We start from the raw sequence: 20,762 nt of genomic DNA, 5'->3' as shown, positions 1-20,762 counted from the left end.
GTTGATGATGTTTTGTTTGAATTCTTTGTCGTAACGAGTTGGCATGTAAAAATTCCTTCCTTTTGAGAGACGATTTATTCATTATACGCTCTCTTAAAAGTTGTCTCAGGAATCAGCTTACATCCATACTGCCTGGCTGCCCAGGTGCTCCATTTGCACCACGTGTTAATTGCCATACATATTCTGCAGGATTAACTGATTGAGCTGGAGTCGAATCAGTATAAGTTCCAAGATAGTCTCGATTATGGGCTTCAGTCTCATCAGTAGTGAAGTCCACTTTTCCATCAACACTATTTGCGTAAGCAATATGCAAATATGAACTAGTGCCGTCTTTACCATTGTCCCCATTTCTGCCGTTTGACCCTTTAATTAGTGACCATTTGCCCACATAGTCAGCTGGGTTGTCAGAAGCTATCGGCTGATTTTTCATCGGTACAATTGCAACATAGGCTTTACCATCAGGTGATACTGACATATTTGTGCCCTTATCATCATCAGCATATCTAATCCACACATAGTAAGTATCACCATTACGAATTTCATTTATTTTTTCACGTAAAGATTTAAGTTGTTGGTTAATTGTACTTTGCAATACAACATAGTTTGCAAAGGTTACAGAACCTTTCGTAACATCTGTATATGATTTATCTAGGGTAGCAACACGGGCTTCTAAATAAAGTTCAGGATTGTAATCATGATCAATGATTTTCACTGTGTCTCCAATATCTAATGTGGGATCAATGATTTTTACGTCTGCCACATACGTTTCAGCTGGCTTACTACGTTCAATTAATTGACTGAGCGTTCTGTTGAACAATTCCTGTACATCGTCAGTTTCGTAATCGTAAAAATTCTCAACGTAACCTTGGTCGCCAGGATTAAATTGTTTATTAGCTGTAACTGCACGAATAAACTGATCTCCAGCTTTTGAGACATAATCTCCGCTGTTATATTCGAGATCTTTAAAACTAACGTGTTTCTGTGGCTTAGAAGCGTCATCTGCACCTGTATCACTTGTATCTTGAATTACTGAACCTACTCCCGCTAGTGCTGTAACAAAGTCTTGCCTCGATTCAGTTTTAGTGATGTCATTCAATTCACGATTGTAAACAATTTGAATATTGTCTTGATGATAACCAATCTGTTTGTACACGTTAACGACATATTTAACTGGTACAGTGCCTTTCATATCTATGACAAATTCGCACTCTGCATTGTCAAAGCCTTTAAGAATTGATAGTAATCTACCCAATCCGGTGTCGCGGCCAGTATAGTTAAGTGTTCTACTTAGACCTTCGAGTTGATTAACATTAAGCTCCCATGGTGTACCATCAGTCACTAGATCAAAGTAATACTTAAAATCATGTGCTTCTGCAAAATACCAAACGTCCATCGCTTTATTGATTAACTCAATACCAACATCTTCTGTATAAATCTTCTTTGATTGCTGCGTTTCATCGTAATACAAAATAGAAAACGACCAAGGCTTGCCTTGGTCGTCCTTAAATACAATATAATTTCCGGAAACCATGTATTGAGCTGCAGGGTCGGATTTGTCAACTTTGAAATTATACGTTGAAGCACCAGCTGTCAATTCCTTATGATGAATATCATCATAAATCTGAGATGTTGTAGCTAGAGTGTTCTTACTTCTATCTAATACATATACTTGCAATTCATAGCCTCCTTAAATATATTTCTTTCGTATATAAGCCTTAACTTCGGGTGCATTCGCAAAATCAGAATACATGAAAGCAACTGTATTTCTGCCTGGTTTAGCAATGATTGATTTTGAACCGATTTCTTGGTATCCCAAAATGAAAGATCCATTTAAATTACTTTCTACAGCACCTTTATTATCTTCAACTTTCAACACATCACTGTCATGAAAAAGGTTTGGAATGTCAACATAATGTTCTACATTATCTTTTTGAATCCAAAAATCGTATAAGTCGTTGTACATAACATTGTTGTGCTTAGTCACGTTTCCCCAGCGAGCTTTCCAATAAGATACATTCTGACACTTGATAGCAGCACTATCAGAATCATCGTAGGTAACAGTTTGCTTTGTTTTTGGCCCACTACCCTCAACATTTTGAATGTTAATCGTATACGTGTTTCCGTACCGTTTAATTTCAATTGATCCAAAGAAATTATCCCAACGCGCGTTGTTGTTGTCCTGATATATCCAACCTTTGTTGCCAATTCTGATTGAAAACCCATTATGCTTGTTAACGTCTTTCCACATTTGGACACAAACTAATAGCTCCTTATCAGGCCCAACTAGATTGCATTGTTGCAACCCTGACTGGCTCATGTTTCCAAACAAAAATTGAACATAGAATCGGGCCGTGAAATTAACAGCGCCTGTTGCGCCTTGTGAATCCTTATCAAATTCAGCAGTTACAGAAGGCCCATGCCAGCCTCGTCCTGATGAATCACCAACACCCCAAGCAGTTGCAATATCTTTTTGAGCATTTCGTAAACGCCAGCGTTTTTCCTGAATAACACTTGGATCTTCAAACGAACCACTTTGAGTGGCCTTTTCATTTGAAGTATTGATAGTTGCGTTATTGATTGTCCACTGCTTTAATCCGTTCACATTGTTTTGATTTGTTGAAAATATGCGTTCAGATTTGCTTAATATACCCCCATCTTCTTCACTAGGATTACCTACTAGGATAGATTGATCTCCATTGCTTACTCCGAAGAAACCATTATCTCCTTTGTTAGTTACTTCAAAACGAACTGGCACAGGAAGTGGGCCATCATTTTGAATTTCTAACGAATCGGTAACTGGTAAAGTAGCCAAAATATTCAAACAAGCATAATCCAAATAAATAATAGTTCTATCTGTTTCACTTGCGTCATTAGTCGCAGTCATTGCATAAAAATAGCCATCACTATCAATGTAGTTAATAGCCTCATTTGCTGTATTAAATGAATATGTGTTTTTGTATGGTGAACTAGCAGTATTAGATTCTGTGCCAACCCACTCTGTTCCGTTCCATAGTTGAACGATAACACCGAAACCATTAGCACCACGGCCGAATGACCAACAATCGAACTCAAAGTGAGTCATGTTTGCTCTAAGCCATTCAAGCTTAGCATTTTTATCTACAATGCCATACTTTTGCCAAAACCCAGGGTAGACTTTATCAATTGATTTCAGCACGTCAAACTTCATCATCAACCTAGTTGAGTTTCCCTCGGTTTCACGAGTATATGAGTCATAATGCCCGTCTTCCTGTTGAATAACTGTATAAGAATGTTGATACCACTCCCACCAAAATGAATCTGGTGTGCGTGATTCGTTTTCTTTATCTTCAGCACCCCAAATTGAGTTAGGATTGCTGATCAGGTCATCTTTGATTTTATCTTTAAAATCTATAACAAAATCTTCTGTCTGTACTTCGTTATTAAGTGTGAATTCATCTTCTTGCATAGCATAAGCGTAAGGATTATTGCACAAAATAGTAAAATCTGAAACAACTGAATCAGTACCGCCTGGAACTTCACTGATACTTTCTAATGTACCGATAAAATATTTCTCTGGGTCATCATTGAAAAATATTTTTACATCTTGTCCCGACAACAGTTGATTTAGTTCATAAAAAATCTCCCTAAACCTTTGAGGATTGGGAGCGTCAACTTGATATTTAACTGTGATTTCTCTTGCTGGCCTGCTTTTACTCTGAATACGTTCTCCGTCTTGCTGTCCAACTTTAAGCGTACCTAAAGTATTACCGAGTAACTCACGTCCTGTTACTTGTAGAGTTCGATACTCAGGTATTTCATTCTCAATTGTTTTTCCATTGAATGTCATAGCTTCGCTAGGAAGAGATGTTTGTGTTTCACTCTGTTCATCAAAAGCTGTAAAATTATAACTCAAATTATCCCTCCTAAACATTTCCATGAATTCTGTTTGTTTGCATTTGCATTTGATCTAATACTCGTTGCATAGGGGAAGCAGTCACAGTTGCAATTGTTTCCCCATCTAGATTAACAGGTACGTTAACAGTCCAATTGTTGCTTAAGCTGAGTTCTTGATCAACACTCGTACCAAGCTTGCTATTAAGCATATTACCGGCTTTTTTCAGTTGAGTATTTAACTTATTTGCATTGAATGTTGGCGTAAAATCAATTTTTTGTACATCAGGCAACGCTGAGGCCGCCATTGCATTCGACATTCTATCAATAGGTTTCAGCATACCTTTCATACCATTCACAAATCCCATACCAGTCCACATCCCCATTTTGGCCATAACTTTAGATGGAGATCCAATGTGTAGGAATTTTTTTACTGCACCAACAGCACTCTTACCTAAATTTTCAGCTGTGCTTACTGCCGTCTTAATCATGCTTTGAATTCCTTTGATGAACCCTCTAACTAAATCTTGTCCAGCGCTCTTCATACTTGACACAAACCCTTTTATTCTGGAAACAGCTGAACTTATTCCGTTTGAAATTATTGATTTGAAACTATTCCATGCTGAGCTTGTTGCACTCTTAATTGCATTCCAAGCTGATGTCATAGCTGATTTAATAGCACTCATTGCACTTGAAATAATTGATTTAGCAGCATTAATGGCAGATGAAATTACCGATTTAATCGCATTCCATACAGTACTAGCAACTGATTTAATACCATTCCAAATAGATGTCCAAATGCCCTTAATACCATTTAGAACAGAAGTGATAATTGATTTGACTGCATTGATTAGCGTAGTAACAATAGTCACAATTGCATTCCAAATAGTAGAAGCTACAGTCTGAATAGCGGTCCATGCACCTGACCAATCACCTTGAATAAGGGCCAATACTGCTTGGATAATTCCAGCAATCACATTGATCACTGTTGTGATAACGGTCATGATAATATTCCAAACTGTGGACACAACTGTACTTATTACATTCCAAATCGTTGTCCATGTAGTCGAAATAACAGTCATTACAGTTGTAATTACAGTCATGATCACATTAATCACTGTTGTGATAACAGACAAAATCATGTTCCAAACTATTGTCACAATTGGAGCAATTGTGTTCCATAGGTTAATGATAGCTAAGATGATTGGTTGAATTGTCGTCCAAATAGTAGTCATCACTGTACTAATGACAGAAAAAATAGTAGCCATTACATTTGCAATCGTAACAACTACTTGTCCAATTATTGTGATAATAGTGGTAATAACAGTAACAACTATTGGTAATATAGCTGCTATAACATTCGCAATAGTGCCTAAAATTTGCCCTAGCGTTTGCCATGCTGAAGTAGCACCGGATATATTTGTAAATGCGTCAACAACACCCTTTACTGTCGCTACAATGATATTAAAAATGTCGCCAATACCACTAATAACTGTTGATAAGATACTCCATACTGCGCTTGCACCACCAACAGAATTGAAGCCTTGAACAACTCCTGATACAGCGTCAACGATTGATTTAATCACATCAACCACTATACCGACAACAGTAATGATTCCTTGAAATACTCCCGCTGCGCCTTGTGCTACTGCGTCCCACGGAATCGAATTAAGTGCGTTCGCAAGACCGCTACCAACTTTAGAAATGATAGTATCAATGTTTCCGCTAATACCGGTCAAACTACTAATGAATCCCTTAATACTTGAAATAGCCGCTTGAATGGCTGGACCAAATGCAGTAGAAAATGCGTTGCCAACATTAGCAACTGCTTTCCGTAATGGTTCTGATTTAGAATATACAACTGCGAAAGCCGCTCCCAAAGCTAATACAACTGCAATTGCAATCCCAATTGGCCCACCTAACGCACCTACAAGCGATCCTAATTTACTTACTGCGCCACCAAATTGCGTGAACATTGTAATAACAGGAACAATTTGTCCTGCACCCATAATAGCTGCGACAAGCACCGCCATTCCTGCACTTACAACTTTAATCGCTGGTGCAATTGGAATAAGGCCATGTGTAAAGTTTGAGATTTGTGTTATGACACCAGGAATAACACTAGCAACCTTGTTTAATGCAGCTTCCATTAATGAACCTGCAGAACTAATACCTTGCGCAATTGTAGGCATGTTATTTGCTGCTAATCCTTGATCAATTGCCGAAATAATAGACGCAACTCCACGAGTGACCGCAGTCTTAGCATTAGTCATACTTGTACTAATTCCGCCTAAAGCGTCCATTGCAATTTGATGTAATGAAGCTAATCCACCGCCACCGTTCTTATCTAAATCAATTAAAGCGTCTTGGAACTGTGCGACACTGATAGAACCGTCCGATAGCCCACTCTTTAGCGCTGCCGATGTGATACCCATCTGTTTAGCAATCGCATTTAACGCTGGTCCTAGGCCACTGTCTAACATAGAGTTCCATGTTTCAGCGTCGACCTTTCCACCAGCGAAAGCTTGCGAGAGTTGCCTAATAGCATTCGTAACCTGATCAGTACTGCCACCGAATCCAAGAATACCGTCATTTAAAGCTGCAAAGATTTGTTCAGATTTACCAATATCACCAACGGAACTAGCAAGTAATTGAACTCCTTGAACCCCGTCATCTAAAGCTGTAGGCATTCCTTGAATTGACTTTGTTAAAGCGTCCATTGCTGCCTTAGTATCTTTCGTTGAATATCCCATATTTTGGAACACTCTTGATGAGTTGTTCAGTGTATCAATACGTTTAACAGCGCCACTAACAGAACTCTTAATTAAGTCAATGCCGGCTGTAAGTACCTTGACAGCACCAATACCAGTGGCAATTTTCATGATTGAACTGGTAGCCGATTCTGCGGCTTTACCAACGCCATTTAGTGATTTATCGGCATTACCCATAGCTTTAGAAAACCCACGGTCACTTGCGCCTAAAGTGGCTTGAATTGAATATTGTTCGATGATGTTATCCTCCTTTCTTTTCGTCTTTGTGCTATCAATGCGTCAGCTTTCTTACCTGCCATGATTCGATTGCGTTTAGCTTTCTTTTCAGGAGTATCAATGCCTGATTCGTATTCAGAACGAATGCCTTTTTCAATCTTTGAATGGTTGTAGAAATCTTCAAACTTAGTGAATTTAGGCTTAGGATTCTTCTTACTACCCTTGGTTGCTTGCACCATTTGATTGGTCCACGCTTGCAAGTGAATCATTTCTTCTTGGTCATTGTGCTGTAGCTGAATAGCTTCTAAACGCAAAAAATACTCACTGATTGTCATTCGGTCAATCTCATTTAGATCAGTCATTCCGAAGTAACGTAATGCAGTGAGTCGCATTTGATAGTATTGGTCTTCGGGTGAACCTACTTGCTCTCGTGCAGGTTCTTCTCGAAGTTTTTTACCGTCATTTTAGTCATATTTGATTCTTTTAATGCTGAAAGAACTTCGTCATACAATTTTTCAACATCAATTTCACCGTTTTCAATAGCGTCAATCAGTTGATCTTGCGTGAACTTGACCTTTTCTGTTTGGTTTGCAAGTGATAGTGCGTCAATCAATGACACTACGTTATTAGCGAATAATTCGACTAGTAATCCTTGTAGACCGACACCGAATTCCATACCGTCTTGCTCAACCTTGTATTTCTTGTTTAATTCCCGTAAGAACTTGATACCAAATTTTTCTGTGTAAACTTTTCCGTTGAATTCTAATTGCATGATTTATCCTCCATGATTAAATGCCGCCCCATTAGGTATTGTGCATTTCATAGGCGACTTGTTGATGTAAACGAAACTATAACTAACCTGCTACTTGTGCAGATTCACTTTCTGAAGTAGAAGTGCTATTTGATTCACTTGTTGCTGAGCCACCGCCATCACCTGACGGGGTTACGCTTTTGGGTCCATTGTTTGGAATGCATAAGCAACTTCGTCCACTTCTTCTTTAGAAACGGCTGTAAAGCCTTTAACTGGGGTTGGGTAAACTGAGAAAGTAACGTCAGAAGCACTTAAGTCGTCAGCGTCGTTATCAACTGAAATTTCGTTAACAACAGCTTCCAGGTAAGTAGCTTCATATAAGCCTTCTTCGTTTGTTTCGGCAAAATTAACTTCCCAAATATCCAACCGTTCATTGTTATTTAGTGAATCTTCAAATAACGCATAAGCTGGAGAATTAGAAGATAACGCTTCGACTTCAAGTTCACCTTCTAGTGGTGCAATAGATGGAACAGCACCGTCCTTAGTAGCCGTTGAATCATTGTCACGGCTCAAATCTAAATTATGGGTCGTTTGAAATGGAACACGCACTGGTGTACCGTCGTTATGCTTTCGAGCATAGATTACTTTATCAATACCTTGATATGCTGCAGTTGTAGTATCTGCCATGTATTAATCTTCCTTTCTATCTTGTCAATCGCATTTCAGCAGTCATATATCCGTGCCACAAAAAAATGCCATCAGATTGTTTTTCTCCAACAACCTGTGGCATTGTGCGGCCACCGTTAAATGACCAACCGAAATTATCTGTTTTTTTAATAGTTGACGCATGATTGAATATATTAGTAAGTCTTTCAGATACTAATTTACGTTGATTACGTTTACCAAACACATGCACTGTCACAGACACGCTACCTAAAACGTGATCTTTTGTTGACAGTGGTTGGGTAAGTGTTTCACCAACATAAACGCTTGGTAAATCACCTAATTCAACTGCGTCCGGTATATATTCAACTGTTTCATATCCTAGCGACTCACTTAAGCCATACATTGCGTCGTATAACTCTTGATCGGGAGTCATCATGTCACCCTCAATCTGTTAGCTTGTTTAAATCTTCAATAAACTTTTTCTTTTGATACAAAAAAGCAGGCGTTAAGGCCTGCTCAGGTTGCATATATCTAGTTCCATATTCAAGATAAGCGTCATAAGACATTCCCATACCGACAATTCCTAACATACCGCCTTTTTGAATAGCCATGTGTGTTTGTTTACGAGTGTCACCTTTCGAGTAACCTTTCGTATAAACACGGGCTTCTAAATCGGTAGTATGTGATTCCATATCAGCTGTGTTATCCCGTACTATTCGCTTGACTTCCGTCATTTTAGCGTTGGTAACTAGCTTTTTTCGCAGTTCTTTAACTCCAGTAACCTTGATTCCTTTAGTACTCATTCGTCTCACTCACAATCAACGTGTTAGCGTGTAACGGCTCTCGTGAAGTAAAGGAAGTATACTTAATATCACTATCATCAATAGTCAGATAAGACCACGGCACTTGTACTGGTTCAATTAAACGAACAACCAAGTGTCGTTGTTTAATATCACCAAATAACTGCGCTGCCCGTTCAGTACCAATATCAGTCACGTTAGCTTCAATAGTGCTTACGACTTCGTTACTTTCTACGTGTTCACTAATTGTTGGGTCGTACTTATCATCATGCTTAATAAAAGAAATAGTGTGATTAAATCGCATGTCTATTCCCCCTCGTAAGCGTTTCTGAATTGAATAGTCCCAAGTGAAGTAGCATTCTTACCGTTGTCTTTTCTCCACTGTTCGATTGCGTCTTCGTACTCGTCAAAGTCGTTATTGTTAAACGTGATTGACTCGCCTTCTTGCGAATAACTGGCCATGCCTTCGTTAGCACGCCTGTTATAACGCTTAACACACACGTCAAACGGAATAAACGATACTTCTTCAGGGAACAACTCGCCTTTCTTCAAACCAAGCTTAAATCGTGTATATGACACGGTTTTGCTGATAATCAAAGTAAGCAACTTGTCCGAATTTGTATTATTTAAACCAAGCCACGTTTTCAACTCATCAAGTGCTACTGGTTGATTACTCTCTGCCATTTAATCACCGCCTATTCAGTAGGAACAAGCGCTAATAAGTCAGCCTTAAGTGTCTTTCCAGTGAAGTCAATACTGTGTGCTGTTAACCACGCAGTAATTTCATCTACTGTGTTTGCGTCAGTTGGTTTGATATCTCCGTTAGGGTCAAACGTTGCTGACGTAGTGGCCGTTTCCGGCTCAGTAGTTGATTCAGTAGAGCCACCGCCATCACCTGACGGGGTTACGCTTTTGGGGCTACAGTAGCATAAACCAAGTTTTTGTCATAGTAGACATAAGCAGCATAGTGTTCGTCAGCAGTGATTTCAGTAATCTTACGTTTGATATCACGGTCAGATTCAACTTGCGCACCACGTTTCATAACAAGCTTAAGTGCTGGTTTAGTTGTATCAACCTTTTCAAAGATTGCTTCACCTTCCGCAAGTTTCTTAGAACGTACAATTTGAACACCTAAGACATCAAGATAAGTTCCGTCAATCAATTGATTTGCGCCAACTTTAGAACCTAGCTTCTTAGCAATAGCGTCTGCACGCACTTTAGCAGCGTCTTTAGGGTTCAATACTGCAACGATAACTTGATCGTCTTCATCATCGAAAATATCAATAGCAGTTTGAATACCGTCAACGTCTGGTGTAATTGATACTGTTTGTGTCGCTGTTTTTGCTGCTGCCAATAAGTCATTATCAACCTTGTTAGCAATTGCCAAACCAAGTTGTTTAGTTGATTCTCCTACTGGGTCGCCATAGCCTGACAGTGCTGATTCATCAGTAATTGATGTACCTTTAGCTGCCTTTTTTACAGTAACCTGTTGTTTTTCAGTTCCAATTTTATCCATTGGAATAGCTTCACCTTCTGGCACATCTTCTGCGTCACCAATATAAGTGAACTTAGCAAAAGTTAATGTGTCTCCTGGCTGTCCTGTTAAGGTTGTGTCCACGTTTGCCAAACCTGTAAAGCGTAATGCATTTTCTAATTCAAATGATACGACTGGTGCTAATACCTCTGGGTTCACCAAGTCTGCGATTTTTGTTGGGGCTGTATCTGCCATATTAAATTCCTCCTGTTAATTTCTTAAATAGTTCTGGATTTTGTGCATGTAGATCGACTTTTTGACTCATCGTCATGTTTGCAAAGTCACCTTTTGTGTAATCTGGAGTTGATTTTCCATTTTCACGGGGCGTGCGACCCTTTAAACTTTCTTTTCGGTCCTCATCACGAATCTGATTAACAAGGCTCATTAGTGCTTTGACATTACTGAAATTACTATTAGAGTCGCTAGCGTCACCAACAACCATGTTTAGAATGTCTTCGCTAACCACTAAGCCTTGTTCTTTGAACACTGCGTCAGTTTCAGAAATAGCCTTAGTTCGTGCGATTTGTAATTCCAACTCTTGAATCTTTGAATCTTTTTCGTCAGTATCCTGTTTCTTCTTATCTTCATCAGATAGTTCCTTAACGGACTTTTTGCCCGACTTAAGTTCTTCGATTAACTGACGTGCTTGTGTTAGTTGGTCTTCCAAATCGTGCTTTTCAGCCGATTCCTTGCCTAAACGTTTTTGAAGTTTGTCAACTGCCTTATCAGAGTCAAGTTGATTGTCTTGCTGATCATCGGCCGATTGGTCAGTACCCGTTGTATCAACTTGCTCATCTGTACCAGTATTTTCTTGTTCTTCTGTGTTCTTTGTTTCTTCTGAATCCATAATTGGATACCTCCATATCTCGCATTTATTAGGGTGACTTGGGAGTCACTACTCAGTTGTTCTTTACCCACTGCAATCAGGAAAAAGTGCACTAAAAAAGCGGTGGCTTATTCGCCATCGCTCACTTAATTAATTTCATGAAAATTTGTGTAATTTCATCAATTGTAGCGTTGTTGCCATTCTCACTGCTTAAAGATACATGAGATGGTAACTTTTTCTTCTTTATGTCTGTAATTTCAAATTTTGCACCATGATTCAACAAAACTTCTTCTTCCGAAGATATTCCACCAACTAAATCTTTATCAGCAATAGGTTGAATATCTAATGCATGATAACCTTGCGGAACAGTTATATGAAATTCTATATCACCTTCAAATAAGCTACTGTTTGGGTCAAATCTATCACCATTTGTTGTTTTTGCAGTGCTCATGAACCCTTTGTTTTCAAAAATATCCCCTACCTTTAATGTTGGGAATGCCATTTCAGGATTATTAGCATAGTAGTTCATAGTTCGTTTTTGAACATCACCAGATACAACTTTTCTGTACAACGTCAAATTTTTTTTTGCAACGTTATTGTTAATTGCGTCCGAAATAGATTTCACATAATCATCATCAAGACCAACATCACCATGTCTTAAATCAGAGTTAACATCGTACGCTGTTCCTTGGTAATATGATTTAATTGATTCAATCTGGTCGTCAGTCAAGTTGCCAGTAGTATATTTTGAATAGCTTGGGTTGTCATCTTTAAAATCATTTTTGGATAAATTTTTTTTAACGTTATTGCTTTGCTTCTTAGCATGTTTTGATCGTTTTGACCACAACGGGCTAGTTGAATAACCATTATCTTGTAACCATTGATTCCACTCTTCCCAATCATCTGACGCAGCTGACATAGTGCAACGACAACGTGCATGAATTGGCGGCGTGTTATCGCCTATAGTTGCGTCATCAACCTTAATCGGCTTTGTGTGGCTTTTTCTAATTAATTCCTTACATACATCACAAGCGTCAGCCTCACCAACAATCCAATAATACTTAACTCCAGCCTCAGACAGCGAATTCTTTTCAGCTTCAACTGATATTCGGCTTGATTCGGTTTTCATGAGCCGATCAGCTATGTTAAAACTGACTCCCATTTCTTTGGCCAGGTCTTTTGCTAACTTGTCAGTAGGTTTGTCACCACGAATAAGCCAATCGGTTAAATGCTTGTCAATACGTGCCTTTAAACTGTCCTGATTAGCCCATATACGCTGACTAAATGTTGCGTTATAGAATGAACCATTAACAACTGTGTCGACTTTAGCGGCCACATTATCAAGCTTGTTTTCACCGAGAACGCCAGCCTGACGCTCGACTTCACTTTGATATTCCTTAGTGAGTTTAGCTTTCAAGCTGGCACTTTGTTTAGTGTTCATTCCTGTTAATTCTAGGCCAATCTTAGCCTTTAACATTTCAAGTCGATTAATTCGCATAGTTGCGTTGTATAACCGTAGTTTTTCGTTTGCGTCAGGCGAAAAGTCTTTATCTTTGACCATTTTCTTAGCTGTTGATTGAAAGGCTTTAACATCTTCATTAGCAACCTTTTTCTTTGCCTCAGCTAACGAAATACCCTCTTTATTAGCGTATTTGACGTAAAATTCATTAATATCATTGTTGATATCTTTGATTGTTTCGTCATAGTGGCCTTGTAGCTTGCTTGAATAGTCTTCATCGGCTTTATTAAGTTGCTCAATGTGTTTCTTTTCTCGTTGTTCCCAATAAGCTTTATTCGTCGCCATTGTCCGTCACAACCTTGCTTTTCTCGTTCTGCTGTTGAAACTGATAAGGTAATGTATCTTGCGACTTTTCAGCAATCTTAGTTGTATCAATATCTTCCTTTTGCATACGGTCAATTTCGTCCTTAGGGTCGTCCACAATCGACAATGTGCTAAGCTGTGTTTCCTTGCTGACAACGCCCTGCAAGTTAGCAGCCGTCTGTGCTTCATCAGCTAAGTTAACAGGCATGTTGCGTGTGAATTGGAACGTTAACTCTTGCCATGAGTCTGCTTTTGATTCATTCAAGATAGTCCCAACACTGAATGCAATCTTATATAGTTGCCTCAAAGCTTGTGTAAACTTGCGTTCTTTGTTAGCAGCCATGTTTTTCATTGGTAGTAGCTTGTATTGCAGCGCAACCCCTGAACTATTACCACTGAATGCGTCGTCATTTAAGTTAGCGACCATTGATACTTGGTAGATAAGCGTCATAAGCCTATCAGTTAGGTGCTCTTGCATAGTATCGCCGTCGGGCTTTTGTAAGAACTCAGCCCTTGCATTCACGCTCTCAGCGTTTGGAGCATAAAGGATTTGATTATTATCTAAATTGAATTCTGGTTCACCGTCACCGTCAGTATCTAAGTTCAAGCCAGCTAGCAACAAGTAGCCATTATCAAAGTATTCATTCTGATTTGCTTTTTGGCTCAACACACTATCTAGTGCGTCAATCAGTGTCATTGCATTATCAAACACGCCTTGTCGTTCTTCGTTTCCGTAGAACTCAACGGCTGGCACTTGCTTGAATTGGTTAACTTCTTCATTCAACGGCTTGCAAGCTGAATTAAATTCATATTGAACATCTTCAAAGTAAGCAGTACCTGTGATTTGTTGCTGTTCATCGAATGCGTATCTGACGTATGCTAGTGGGTTATGTGCCACAGTGTCGTCATACACCATGAATGAAGTATCTGGTGAACTAAATGCAACTCGTGTTTCTGAATTTTCATCTTGATACAAAAAAGCAATCGAACGTCCGTAGACATCTGATTGCTTGCTTATTTCATTTAACTTGTCTTGCATACTATTGGTATCATTCCATAGTTGCAATAATTGATTGTCTTTGTTGTCGTCTAATGTAATCTTAGGTGGAATACCCATAAAATATCCATTAAACGTTTCAACAATATAATGTGCTAAATTAGCAACTAACTTGTTATCTGGTCCATGATCTTTAGCAGCTTTATGTAATACGCTGTGATCACCGACAAACATAGCATGTTGCTTATCGTATTTCGTGTTCGTGATACTTTTATTCGCTTCAATAAACCCTTTAAGGTCATCTGGTGACATTGTAGCACCAACTGGGAATACAAACGTCGTGTCATTAATTAATGAGCCTTTTCCACCAACTGTAATTGAAATGTTAATCGCCTCCTAGATATATCTGTTCTTAATCGTAACTGCTTTATTATTGTGGACTAGTACCATGTAGACAAAGTAGCGCATAGCGTCCATTGCGTGGTCGTGTTCTTTAACTGGCTTGTCTTCGCCACGGTTAGCAGCCTTATCGTCCCAAATGTACGAATATATCTCTTTGAATAGATTGCTTAAGCCACTAGTGAACATTATTTTGCCGTTATTCATTGCTGTTTGTGTTTCTCTTATTCCATCAACAACATCATTCTTAGCCCTGATGATTTGATAACCTTTAGAACGTAACTTAGCAATAAAAGAGGCAGCAGACGGGTCAATAATAATCTTCGCCCGAATGTTGCCTACAAATTTATCTAGGTCATTTGCATACTCGTCGTCAGTCTTCTGTCTAGGGCTGTGCCGTCCGTCATAATAGTATTCTTTAACGCAATACCACTTACCCTGCACATAGCCCCAAAGTAGAAAGACTGTCGGGTTCTGTGTACCGTAGTCGCAACTGACATAGTAACGGCTTGGTGTTCCTGGCAACTGATCAACAACCATCGTTTCTTTGTTGAAATTGTCATAGATAACACCTTCTGACATCACCCAAAGCCCTAAGATATAGCGTTGATAGAACACGCCTGAATAACCACGTTTATATCGTTCAATGACTGACTGTGATAGTGACGGGTTATCTTCCATTCTAAAATGGATACGTAATGCCCGTTTGTCACGCAGCTTGTCTATCCACTCTAGCTTAAACCAGTGATAAGGGCCTTCAGGGTTCATGTTGAACCAGTACTTACCACCGTCAACAGATACACGAGCCGTTGCTTGGTTCACAAATGACTGTGGCATTAACGCTACTTCATCAAAGAAAAAACCTGCAGCCGTTAGTCCTTGAACTAAGTCTTGGCTACTTTCATCACGTCCACCAAATATGAAGAAGTAATTGGTCTTACCGTCCTTAGATATTTCAATCATGTTGTCAGTACGATGATCAACTAACTTATAACCACGTCCATACAACATCAATTTAAGCGGTCTAAGTACGTTTCGCCTGAATGAGCCAATCGTCTTACCAGCCATACCGAATTGTTGACCATTAAAACTATGCATGGCCCACATAACATAAGACAGTGACATAATAACCGTCTTACCGGCACGAACTGAACCGTCACATATAATGGCTTCATAATCTTTGTTCTGTGGTGCTAGCCACCAAGTCAGCACTTGCATTTGTTTCTTTGAAAATGGAGTGAATTTGAAAATGTTAGTCTTTAGTTTCATCTTCATTGTCTTCACCCCAAACTTCATCAGCATTCTGCTTTAGTGCATTCAAGAAACCGTCATCTGGTATTTCAGTACCGTTACCATTAGCAATATTAGCTTCCGCTTCACGAATATCAGCTTCTGCCTTAGCTTTTCTAATCTGGGCTTGTAATAACTCGTTACTTTCTGGATAACGTTTCATTAACTCTTTGCCCGCACTCATTTGTGCTTTAATATCAGGTGGCTTTTCCACTTCTTCAACACCATAAGGCGTACCTACAACGGCTATTTCTTTAGCCTTGCCACGCAATACATCAGTAAAGAACTCTAAGACTTCTTTTGCGTCTGCTATCTTGTGTGATTCAATCTCATTCATCTTAGAATCAATATATGATTTTATTTGAGGTTTTTTGAGGTTTTCAGCCCCACTTTGATAAGCAGTTTTCTTGCTATATCCGGCCTGCAATGCTGATTGTGTTGCATTACCTGACTTAATATAGTTATCTGCAAACTTCTTTTGTTTAGCTGTTAGCTTCATTACATATCACCTACACCTCAATTCGAATTGATTTCATAACGTTTATTATTTCCACTTGTTAATGCGATCAGGTCGAAAGTCACACCAATCATCGACTCTTTGCCTGTCACCGTCACCACTGTAGATTCTAACTACCGGCATTGATGAATAACCTTGGTCACGGAACTTTTCTAGTTTTCTATCGGACCACTCATCGTTTCCAATAAATAGGTGTTCGACTTTAGTGCGCATACTTTGTGATAGTAACTGTTCGGTTAACTTACACTTAGAACAACCAGGCTTATCATAGATAACTGCATGGGTCATATCATCAATTCCTTTCATTAAAAAATTGTAACGTCTATTTGACCAATTCTTTGATTGTTTGCCAAAGTGATTTACTTTCTCTCTTTTCACTGCCGTAAGAATTAAAAAGTCGTAACGCTTCAACATATTCCTTATACGTAGCGAGCACCTTTGTTACCTCAATTCCACTGTCATTGACATAAATACACGTATATACATCTGGTTCTTTGCTATATACTGGCCAGTTATGATTGTATTCTGTTGCACTAACTGCAATAACATTTTTCATTATTAGCCCTCCTAAATTTCATAAGTGGCTTTAAGTCGATCAACACCATATTCAAATAACTGCAATTTATGTGTTGCCATCGTGTATCCATTTGATACTTCATACGGGTCATTTAACTTAGGTGTTCCAATCTGTCTAGTGACAACTCCGTAATCATCATGAGTGACTTCTTTATGGAAGTGTCCAAAGTGTATCTCACGATAATTACTTGATGACCAAATATAAGGCGACTCTGTGGCGAATAACATTGGTAATTTTTTCTGTGCCTTGTCACCATGAGCTAGCATGATACCTACTTTGTCTAGTTGGTAGGTTTGTCTTACGTCTAGTGTGTTATGTGTATCTACTTGTGGGTATCTGTCACTTAAACCGTCTGTAAACAGGTATGCTAGATCGTAATCATGATTGCCGCCTACTCCGTAGATATCAACCTTTTTGGAATTCTTTAACGCACATTGAATGACTTCATCGTAGAATCGCTTAGCGTCTTTGACGGCTTGGACCATATCTACTGGGTCAAGTTGTGTGCCTTTGACCGTTTCGGCTTTAGTCATCTTGTCAGAATGTAATAGGTCTCCACCTTGTTCAATAACGATACGTTTATAACCACGTTCAATGATTGCTTTAATTTCTGCTAATTGATTCTTCAGCAGGTCAAACGTCATAATTCCAAAGTGCATATCATATAGCGGAATAACAAGATTATGCTTGCCGTCGTTCTCAGCACGTATCGTAATTGGTTTAACCCGTTCGTTAAGTATCTTGCTTAACTCCTCAACTGGAATATGTGATCGTGGCTTAATAGATATCTTAGATTGATAACTGGTCACATCTTCTTTTTGTTTCCAAAAGTTAGATATGTTTTTAGTTATCTCCCATTGTTTCGGGTCATATCCATGAGCTTTGATAACATCTTCTGGTGTTAGCTTTTGTCCATTGATTACTTCTAGGATTGTGGTTGATGTTTGCACACCATCATCATTCCACTCACGATGACCAACTTTAGAGAACGCATGACCTTCACGTTGTAATTTATGTTGTACTGATACTTGTGATATTTCTTTGCCAAATATTTCTGACAATTTAGAGGCGACTAATGCACTACTTAGCCCCTGTTGTTGCAATTCGATTGCTTTGTTCAACTGTTCTTTGGGCCAAGTAATGTCAAGCCACCACCTTTCTTTATATATGTATATGCCCCCAAGCTCCGCACTCGACTATTCATTCAATTGCTGCTTGAGAGCACTAAAAAAGACAGCAACTAAGCTGTCAAACCCTATCGCCTGATTTTACGGTCTTCAGGGAGACTTACGCCAATGCAACAAAGCCCATCGGCAGGCAACTATATGTAGGGTCAATATAGTCTGTATATACATTATTCCCTTTTAACGGATGAGGTCTCCAGCTCCATCTTTAGTGTCAACTTCAAGGCCGCAACTCAAAGAGTTTATGTCCATATAGAAGTACACGCTCTTTTTCATGCCGTGCGACTATGGGATTAGCAACACCAACACTACTACCATGTTTTGTATGTAATCAATCTTGTAATCGGTAGCAACAAGATTGTGAGAAATGCCGGGCCACGTAGAGGCCAATTTTCCGACTGTGCACTTGGTTTCTATTGCGTTGCAAGTACAACGAAGCTAACCGGTTTTGCTTACTCAATAGAAGCACAGTAATGAGGCGATTGGGAATCGAACCCAACCTGTCGAACACAAATGAGAATATGCAATTGTATTTTTACCTTTACCTCAGGATAACGTGAGCGACGGGACAGTCTAACTCACGTTGCATAACCGTAATTCGTGGAGATATGCTCCGTTATGCAAAACTAGATACTGGAATCGAACCAGTGACTTAGCCATCTTAGCTGTGCTCTTCCACTGAGCTAATCTAGTCCTGAAAGAAATGAATTTATTAACGCCTAATGAATGTCAGTAGCTGTCCGACTATCTGACAATACCAATTTAACACGCAAAAGGGTGTCTAAAATACACGAATAATACACTCTTTATTCAGACATTCGCATTTTGTTTGCGATGTTCTGGATAAATTCACGTCTTAAATTAAATGCTTGCGTGTGTGATACATGAATCAACCCGTTAGCAATTAGACCGTCAAGCGTAAAATCGGGGCGCTTTTTGAAATATAACTCTTTGATGATTATTTCAGTTTCTTGACCTGAATCATCTAAGCAATCGTCTATCACGTCACGTTGCCATTTAAGATTGTTCAGTCGTCTATCTTCATCAATTGTGATCAGCATGTCGGTTGTGTGTTCCGTGTAGTTGTTCCCCCGGCCACCGCCCACATTTTCGTCTGCTTGTTGAAACGGATAGCGCAGCTCTTGTTCACGTTCTTCAATATACTGATCAATCTTTGGATAGTCCCTTAATATGTCTTCGATATGTCTAAATGTTGACCGTCTAATAAGTTACACCCCCAGCAATGCAGCTACAAAACTCCAAACATGGACAATCCCAATTAACAAGAAACCTAAAAAGATAACAAAGATTGCTAACGCAATTAATCCGATAATACCCACAATAATCATGCCAATAAACTGGCCTACTTTAGTTGCCCACATTCTCCGTTCCTCCTATAAGATAGCCAACTTGCACACCAAAAAAATTTGCTAATTTTCTCCATGTTTTAAGTTTAGGTTCACGTTTACCCGTTTCATAATTCGCTACTGCTTGTTCAGTCATACCTATAGCAAGAGCCACATCTTTTTGTGTTTTATTTTGTTCTTTTCTTAGCTCTTTAATTTTATTAGCGGCATTAAACACTTTGTCATTATTCAAATCCTTTGCCACTCCTCTTTAATTCGACCACGTAACTTAATATTCAATGCTACTGATCGTTGATAGATGTACCGCCTATTCACATAGCCTAAATCTGTGTATCTACTGATTCGGTCTCTTGTCTGATCATAAGACCAGTGATATCTGCCACCTTCGACAACATAGTGATCAATCTTCGCAATTTCGTCGTTAGTATATCTACTTTCAACTTCGAATTGATTAACTTCATCACTAGCGTTCATTGGCTTAGCTTGTTGTCTGAGTTTTCTTAAACGGCTGTCCGTACTAGGTGCATTCATTAATGAACCGTAGTCTTTTTCGATTTCATAAACTAGTCCTAAGTCAAGTTTCATTGTCACCCTCCAGTCTGACGGCTACGATACCGTCATCTTTCTTTTTAAGCCTTTCTAAGTGTGCGTTGCTTGCATAATATTTAACAGTGTTCGCTGATAAATCGAACTTACTACCTAGCTGTTCTGCTGTTCCTATATCTAGGAACTCATCGCCCTTGTATAATGCGTATTCAATGTGTCTTCTTGGTCGTGACATGCCGTTTCACCTTATTCATTTAGATCAGCTTGCTTAACAAAAACACCGTCAATAATCTTGCCTTTACGTCCGTTAATCTGACTAAGTGCTAACTCCATGCACTGCTGAATATTGACACCTTTTTGTTGGCATAAGATAGTTAGCACGACAATGATGTCACCGATTGAGTCGCTAAACTCGAAGTCCTTATCTTTGTTGTATGCCGCTGACAACTCTCCGACTTCTTCCACTAGCTTAATCATCTGCTTATCTGGATTAGCTTTATCTTGGATGTAAGCTGATTCCTGAGACAACTTTTAAGAGAGCGTATAATGAATAAATCGTCTCTCAAAAGGAAGGAATTTTTACATGCCAACTCGTTACGACAAAGAATTCAAACAAAACATCATCAACC

Annotated in this window: 24 protein-coding genes and 1 tRNA gene; all 25 read right to left on the bottom strand. The window is 39.0% G+C overall.

The window, feature by feature from the left end; translation table 11 throughout:
* Positions 1 to 112 precede the first annotated feature (112 nt).
* The 25 genes from ACYVQZ_RS09460 to ACYVQZ_RS09340 all read right to left on the bottom strand — a co-directional run bounded on the left by ACYVQZ_RS09460 (position 113) and on the right by ACYVQZ_RS09340 (position 20,661).
* On the bottom strand, positions 113 to 1,675 hold the full coding sequence (locus tag ACYVQZ_RS09460) for a phage tail spike protein (RefSeq protein ID WP_461241135.1): 1,563 nt from the start codon (positions 1,673 to 1,675) through the stop codon (positions 113 to 115).
* 12 nt (positions 1,676 to 1,687) lie between these two features.
* Entirely contained in the window at positions 1,688 to 3,892 is a 2,205-nt protein-coding gene (locus tag ACYVQZ_RS09455; protein ID WP_461241134.1) for a distal tail protein Dit, read from the bottom strand.
* A gap of 10 nt (positions 3,893 to 3,902) precedes the next feature.
* Positions 3,903 to 6,818, bottom strand: coding sequence for a tape measure protein (locus tag ACYVQZ_RS09450; protein ID WP_461241133.1), 2,916 nt, complete (start codon positions 6,816 to 6,818; stop codon positions 3,903 to 3,905).
* Between the two features lie 29 nt (positions 6,819 to 6,847).
* Positions 6,848 to 7,192, bottom strand: a complete 345-nt coding sequence (locus ACYVQZ_RS09445; protein WP_461241132.1) for a hypothetical protein — start codon at positions 7,190 to 7,192, stop codon at positions 6,848 to 6,850.
* Positions 7,193 to 7,275: 83 nt separating this feature from the next.
* Positions 7,276 to 7,629: a tail assembly chaperone gene (locus tag ACYVQZ_RS09440; RefSeq protein WP_461241131.1), complete on the bottom strand. Its 354-nt coding sequence runs from the start codon at positions 7,627 to 7,629 to the stop codon at positions 7,276 to 7,278.
* Positions 7,630 to 7,800: 171 nt separating this feature from the next.
* Positions 7,801 to 8,295 carry a phage major tail protein, TP901-1 family gene (locus ACYVQZ_RS09435; protein WP_461241130.1) on the bottom strand — a complete coding sequence of 165 codons (495 nt, stop codon included), beginning with the start codon at positions 8,293 to 8,295 and terminating at the stop codon, positions 7,801 to 7,803.
* 16 nt (positions 8,296 to 8,311) lie between these two features.
* Complete coding sequence (locus ACYVQZ_RS09430) at positions 8,312 to 8,710, bottom strand: hypothetical protein (RefSeq protein ID WP_461241129.1); 399 nt, start codon at positions 8,708 to 8,710, stop codon at positions 8,312 to 8,314.
* Positions 8,711 to 8,717: 7 nt separating this feature from the next.
* A complete protein-coding gene (locus ACYVQZ_RS09425; RefSeq protein ID WP_461241128.1) occupies positions 8,718 to 9,077 on the bottom strand; it encodes an HK97-gp10 family putative phage morphogenesis protein in 360 nt (119 codons plus the stop codon).
* On the bottom strand, positions 9,067 to 9,378 hold the full coding sequence (locus tag ACYVQZ_RS09420; RefSeq protein ID WP_461241127.1) for a hypothetical protein: 312 nt from the start codon (positions 9,376 to 9,378) through the stop codon (positions 9,067 to 9,069). Before ACYVQZ_RS09420 ends, ACYVQZ_RS09425 begins: the two co-directional genes overlap by 11 nt.
* A gap of 2 nt (positions 9,379 to 9,380) precedes the next feature.
* Complete coding sequence (locus ACYVQZ_RS09415; protein WP_461241126.1) at positions 9,381 to 9,758, bottom strand: phage head-tail connector protein; 378 nt, start codon at positions 9,756 to 9,758, stop codon at positions 9,381 to 9,383.
* A 220-nt stretch (positions 9,759 to 9,978) separates the two neighbouring features.
* A complete protein-coding gene (locus ACYVQZ_RS09410) occupies positions 9,979 to 10,803 on the bottom strand; it encodes a N4-gp56 family major capsid protein (protein ID WP_461241125.1) in 825 nt (274 codons plus the stop codon).
* Between the two features lies 1 nt (position 10,804).
* The gene (locus ACYVQZ_RS09405) at positions 10,805 to 11,455 is read right to left on the bottom strand and encodes a capsid assembly scaffolding protein Gp46 family protein (RefSeq protein ID WP_461241124.1); all 651 of its coding nucleotides are present in this window, start codon (positions 11,453 to 11,455) and stop codon (positions 10,805 to 10,807) included.
* A gap of 121 nt (positions 11,456 to 11,576) precedes the next feature.
* Positions 11,577 to 13,238, bottom strand: coding sequence for an ADP-ribosyltransferase (locus ACYVQZ_RS09400; protein WP_461241123.1), 1,662 nt, complete (start codon positions 13,236 to 13,238; stop codon positions 11,577 to 11,579).
* The gene (locus tag ACYVQZ_RS09395; RefSeq protein ID WP_461241122.1) at positions 13,225 to 14,565 is read right to left on the bottom strand and encodes a phage portal protein; all 1,341 of its coding nucleotides are present in this window, start codon (positions 14,563 to 14,565) and stop codon (positions 13,225 to 13,227) included. The genes ACYVQZ_RS09400 and ACYVQZ_RS09395 overlap by 14 nt, the downstream gene beginning before the upstream one ends.
* Before the next feature lie 84 nt (positions 14,566 to 14,649).
* Positions 14,650 to 15,921, bottom strand: coding sequence for a PBSX family phage terminase large subunit (locus ACYVQZ_RS09390; RefSeq protein WP_461241137.1), 1,272 nt, complete (start codon positions 15,919 to 15,921; stop codon positions 14,650 to 14,652).
* A complete protein-coding gene (locus ACYVQZ_RS09385; RefSeq protein WP_461241121.1) occupies positions 15,905 to 16,441 on the bottom strand; it encodes a terminase small subunit in 537 nt (178 codons plus the stop codon). The genes ACYVQZ_RS09390 and ACYVQZ_RS09385 overlap by 17 nt, the downstream gene beginning before the upstream one ends.
* A 45-nt stretch (positions 16,442 to 16,486) precedes the next feature.
* Positions 16,487 to 16,747, bottom strand: a complete 261-nt coding sequence (locus tag ACYVQZ_RS09380) for a thioredoxin domain-containing protein (RefSeq protein WP_461241120.1) — start codon at positions 16,745 to 16,747, stop codon at positions 16,487 to 16,489.
* A 34-nt stretch (positions 16,748 to 16,781) separates the two neighbouring features.
* Complete coding sequence (locus tag ACYVQZ_RS09375) at positions 16,782 to 17,015, bottom strand: hypothetical protein (protein ID WP_461241119.1); 234 nt, start codon at positions 17,013 to 17,015, stop codon at positions 16,782 to 16,784.
* An 11-nt stretch (positions 17,016 to 17,026) separates the two neighbouring features.
* Positions 17,027 to 18,157, bottom strand: coding sequence for a helix-turn-helix domain-containing protein (locus tag ACYVQZ_RS09370; RefSeq protein ID WP_461241118.1), 1,131 nt, complete (start codon positions 18,155 to 18,157; stop codon positions 17,027 to 17,029).
* A 687-nt stretch (positions 18,158 to 18,844) separates the two neighbouring features.
* Positions 18,845 to 18,913: transfer RNA gene (locus tag ACYVQZ_RS09365), tRNA-Ser, on the bottom strand.
* A 113-nt stretch (positions 18,914 to 19,026) separates the two neighbouring features.
* The gene (locus ACYVQZ_RS09360) at positions 19,027 to 19,446 is read right to left on the bottom strand and encodes a DUF722 domain-containing protein (RefSeq protein WP_461241136.1); all 420 of its coding nucleotides are present in this window, start codon (positions 19,444 to 19,446) and stop codon (positions 19,027 to 19,029) included.
* 3 nt (positions 19,447 to 19,449) lie between these two features.
* Complete coding sequence (locus ACYVQZ_RS09355; RefSeq protein WP_461241117.1) at positions 19,450 to 19,602, bottom strand: hypothetical protein; 153 nt, start codon at positions 19,600 to 19,602, stop codon at positions 19,450 to 19,452.
* Positions 19,589 to 19,819, bottom strand: a complete 231-nt coding sequence (locus tag ACYVQZ_RS09350) for a helix-turn-helix transcriptional regulator (protein ID WP_461241116.1) — start codon at positions 19,817 to 19,819, stop codon at positions 19,589 to 19,591. The genes ACYVQZ_RS09355 and ACYVQZ_RS09350 overlap by 14 nt, the downstream gene beginning before the upstream one ends.
* Entirely contained in the window at positions 19,816 to 20,172 is a 357-nt protein-coding gene (locus ACYVQZ_RS09345; protein WP_461241115.1) for a hypothetical protein, read from the bottom strand. The genes ACYVQZ_RS09350 and ACYVQZ_RS09345 overlap by 4 nt, the downstream gene beginning before the upstream one ends.
* 207 nt (positions 20,173 to 20,379) lie before the next feature.
* Positions 20,380 to 20,661 (bottom strand): MazG-like family protein, encoded by a 282-nt coding sequence (locus tag ACYVQZ_RS09340; RefSeq protein WP_461241114.1) that lies wholly within the window; start codon positions 20,659 to 20,661, stop codon positions 20,380 to 20,382.
* Positions 20,662 to 20,762 lie beyond the last annotated feature (101 nt).

The sequence above is a fragment of the Paucilactobacillus salsurae genome (assembly GCF_054784995.1).
This window is presented reverse-complemented; position numbering and strand designations above follow the sequence as displayed.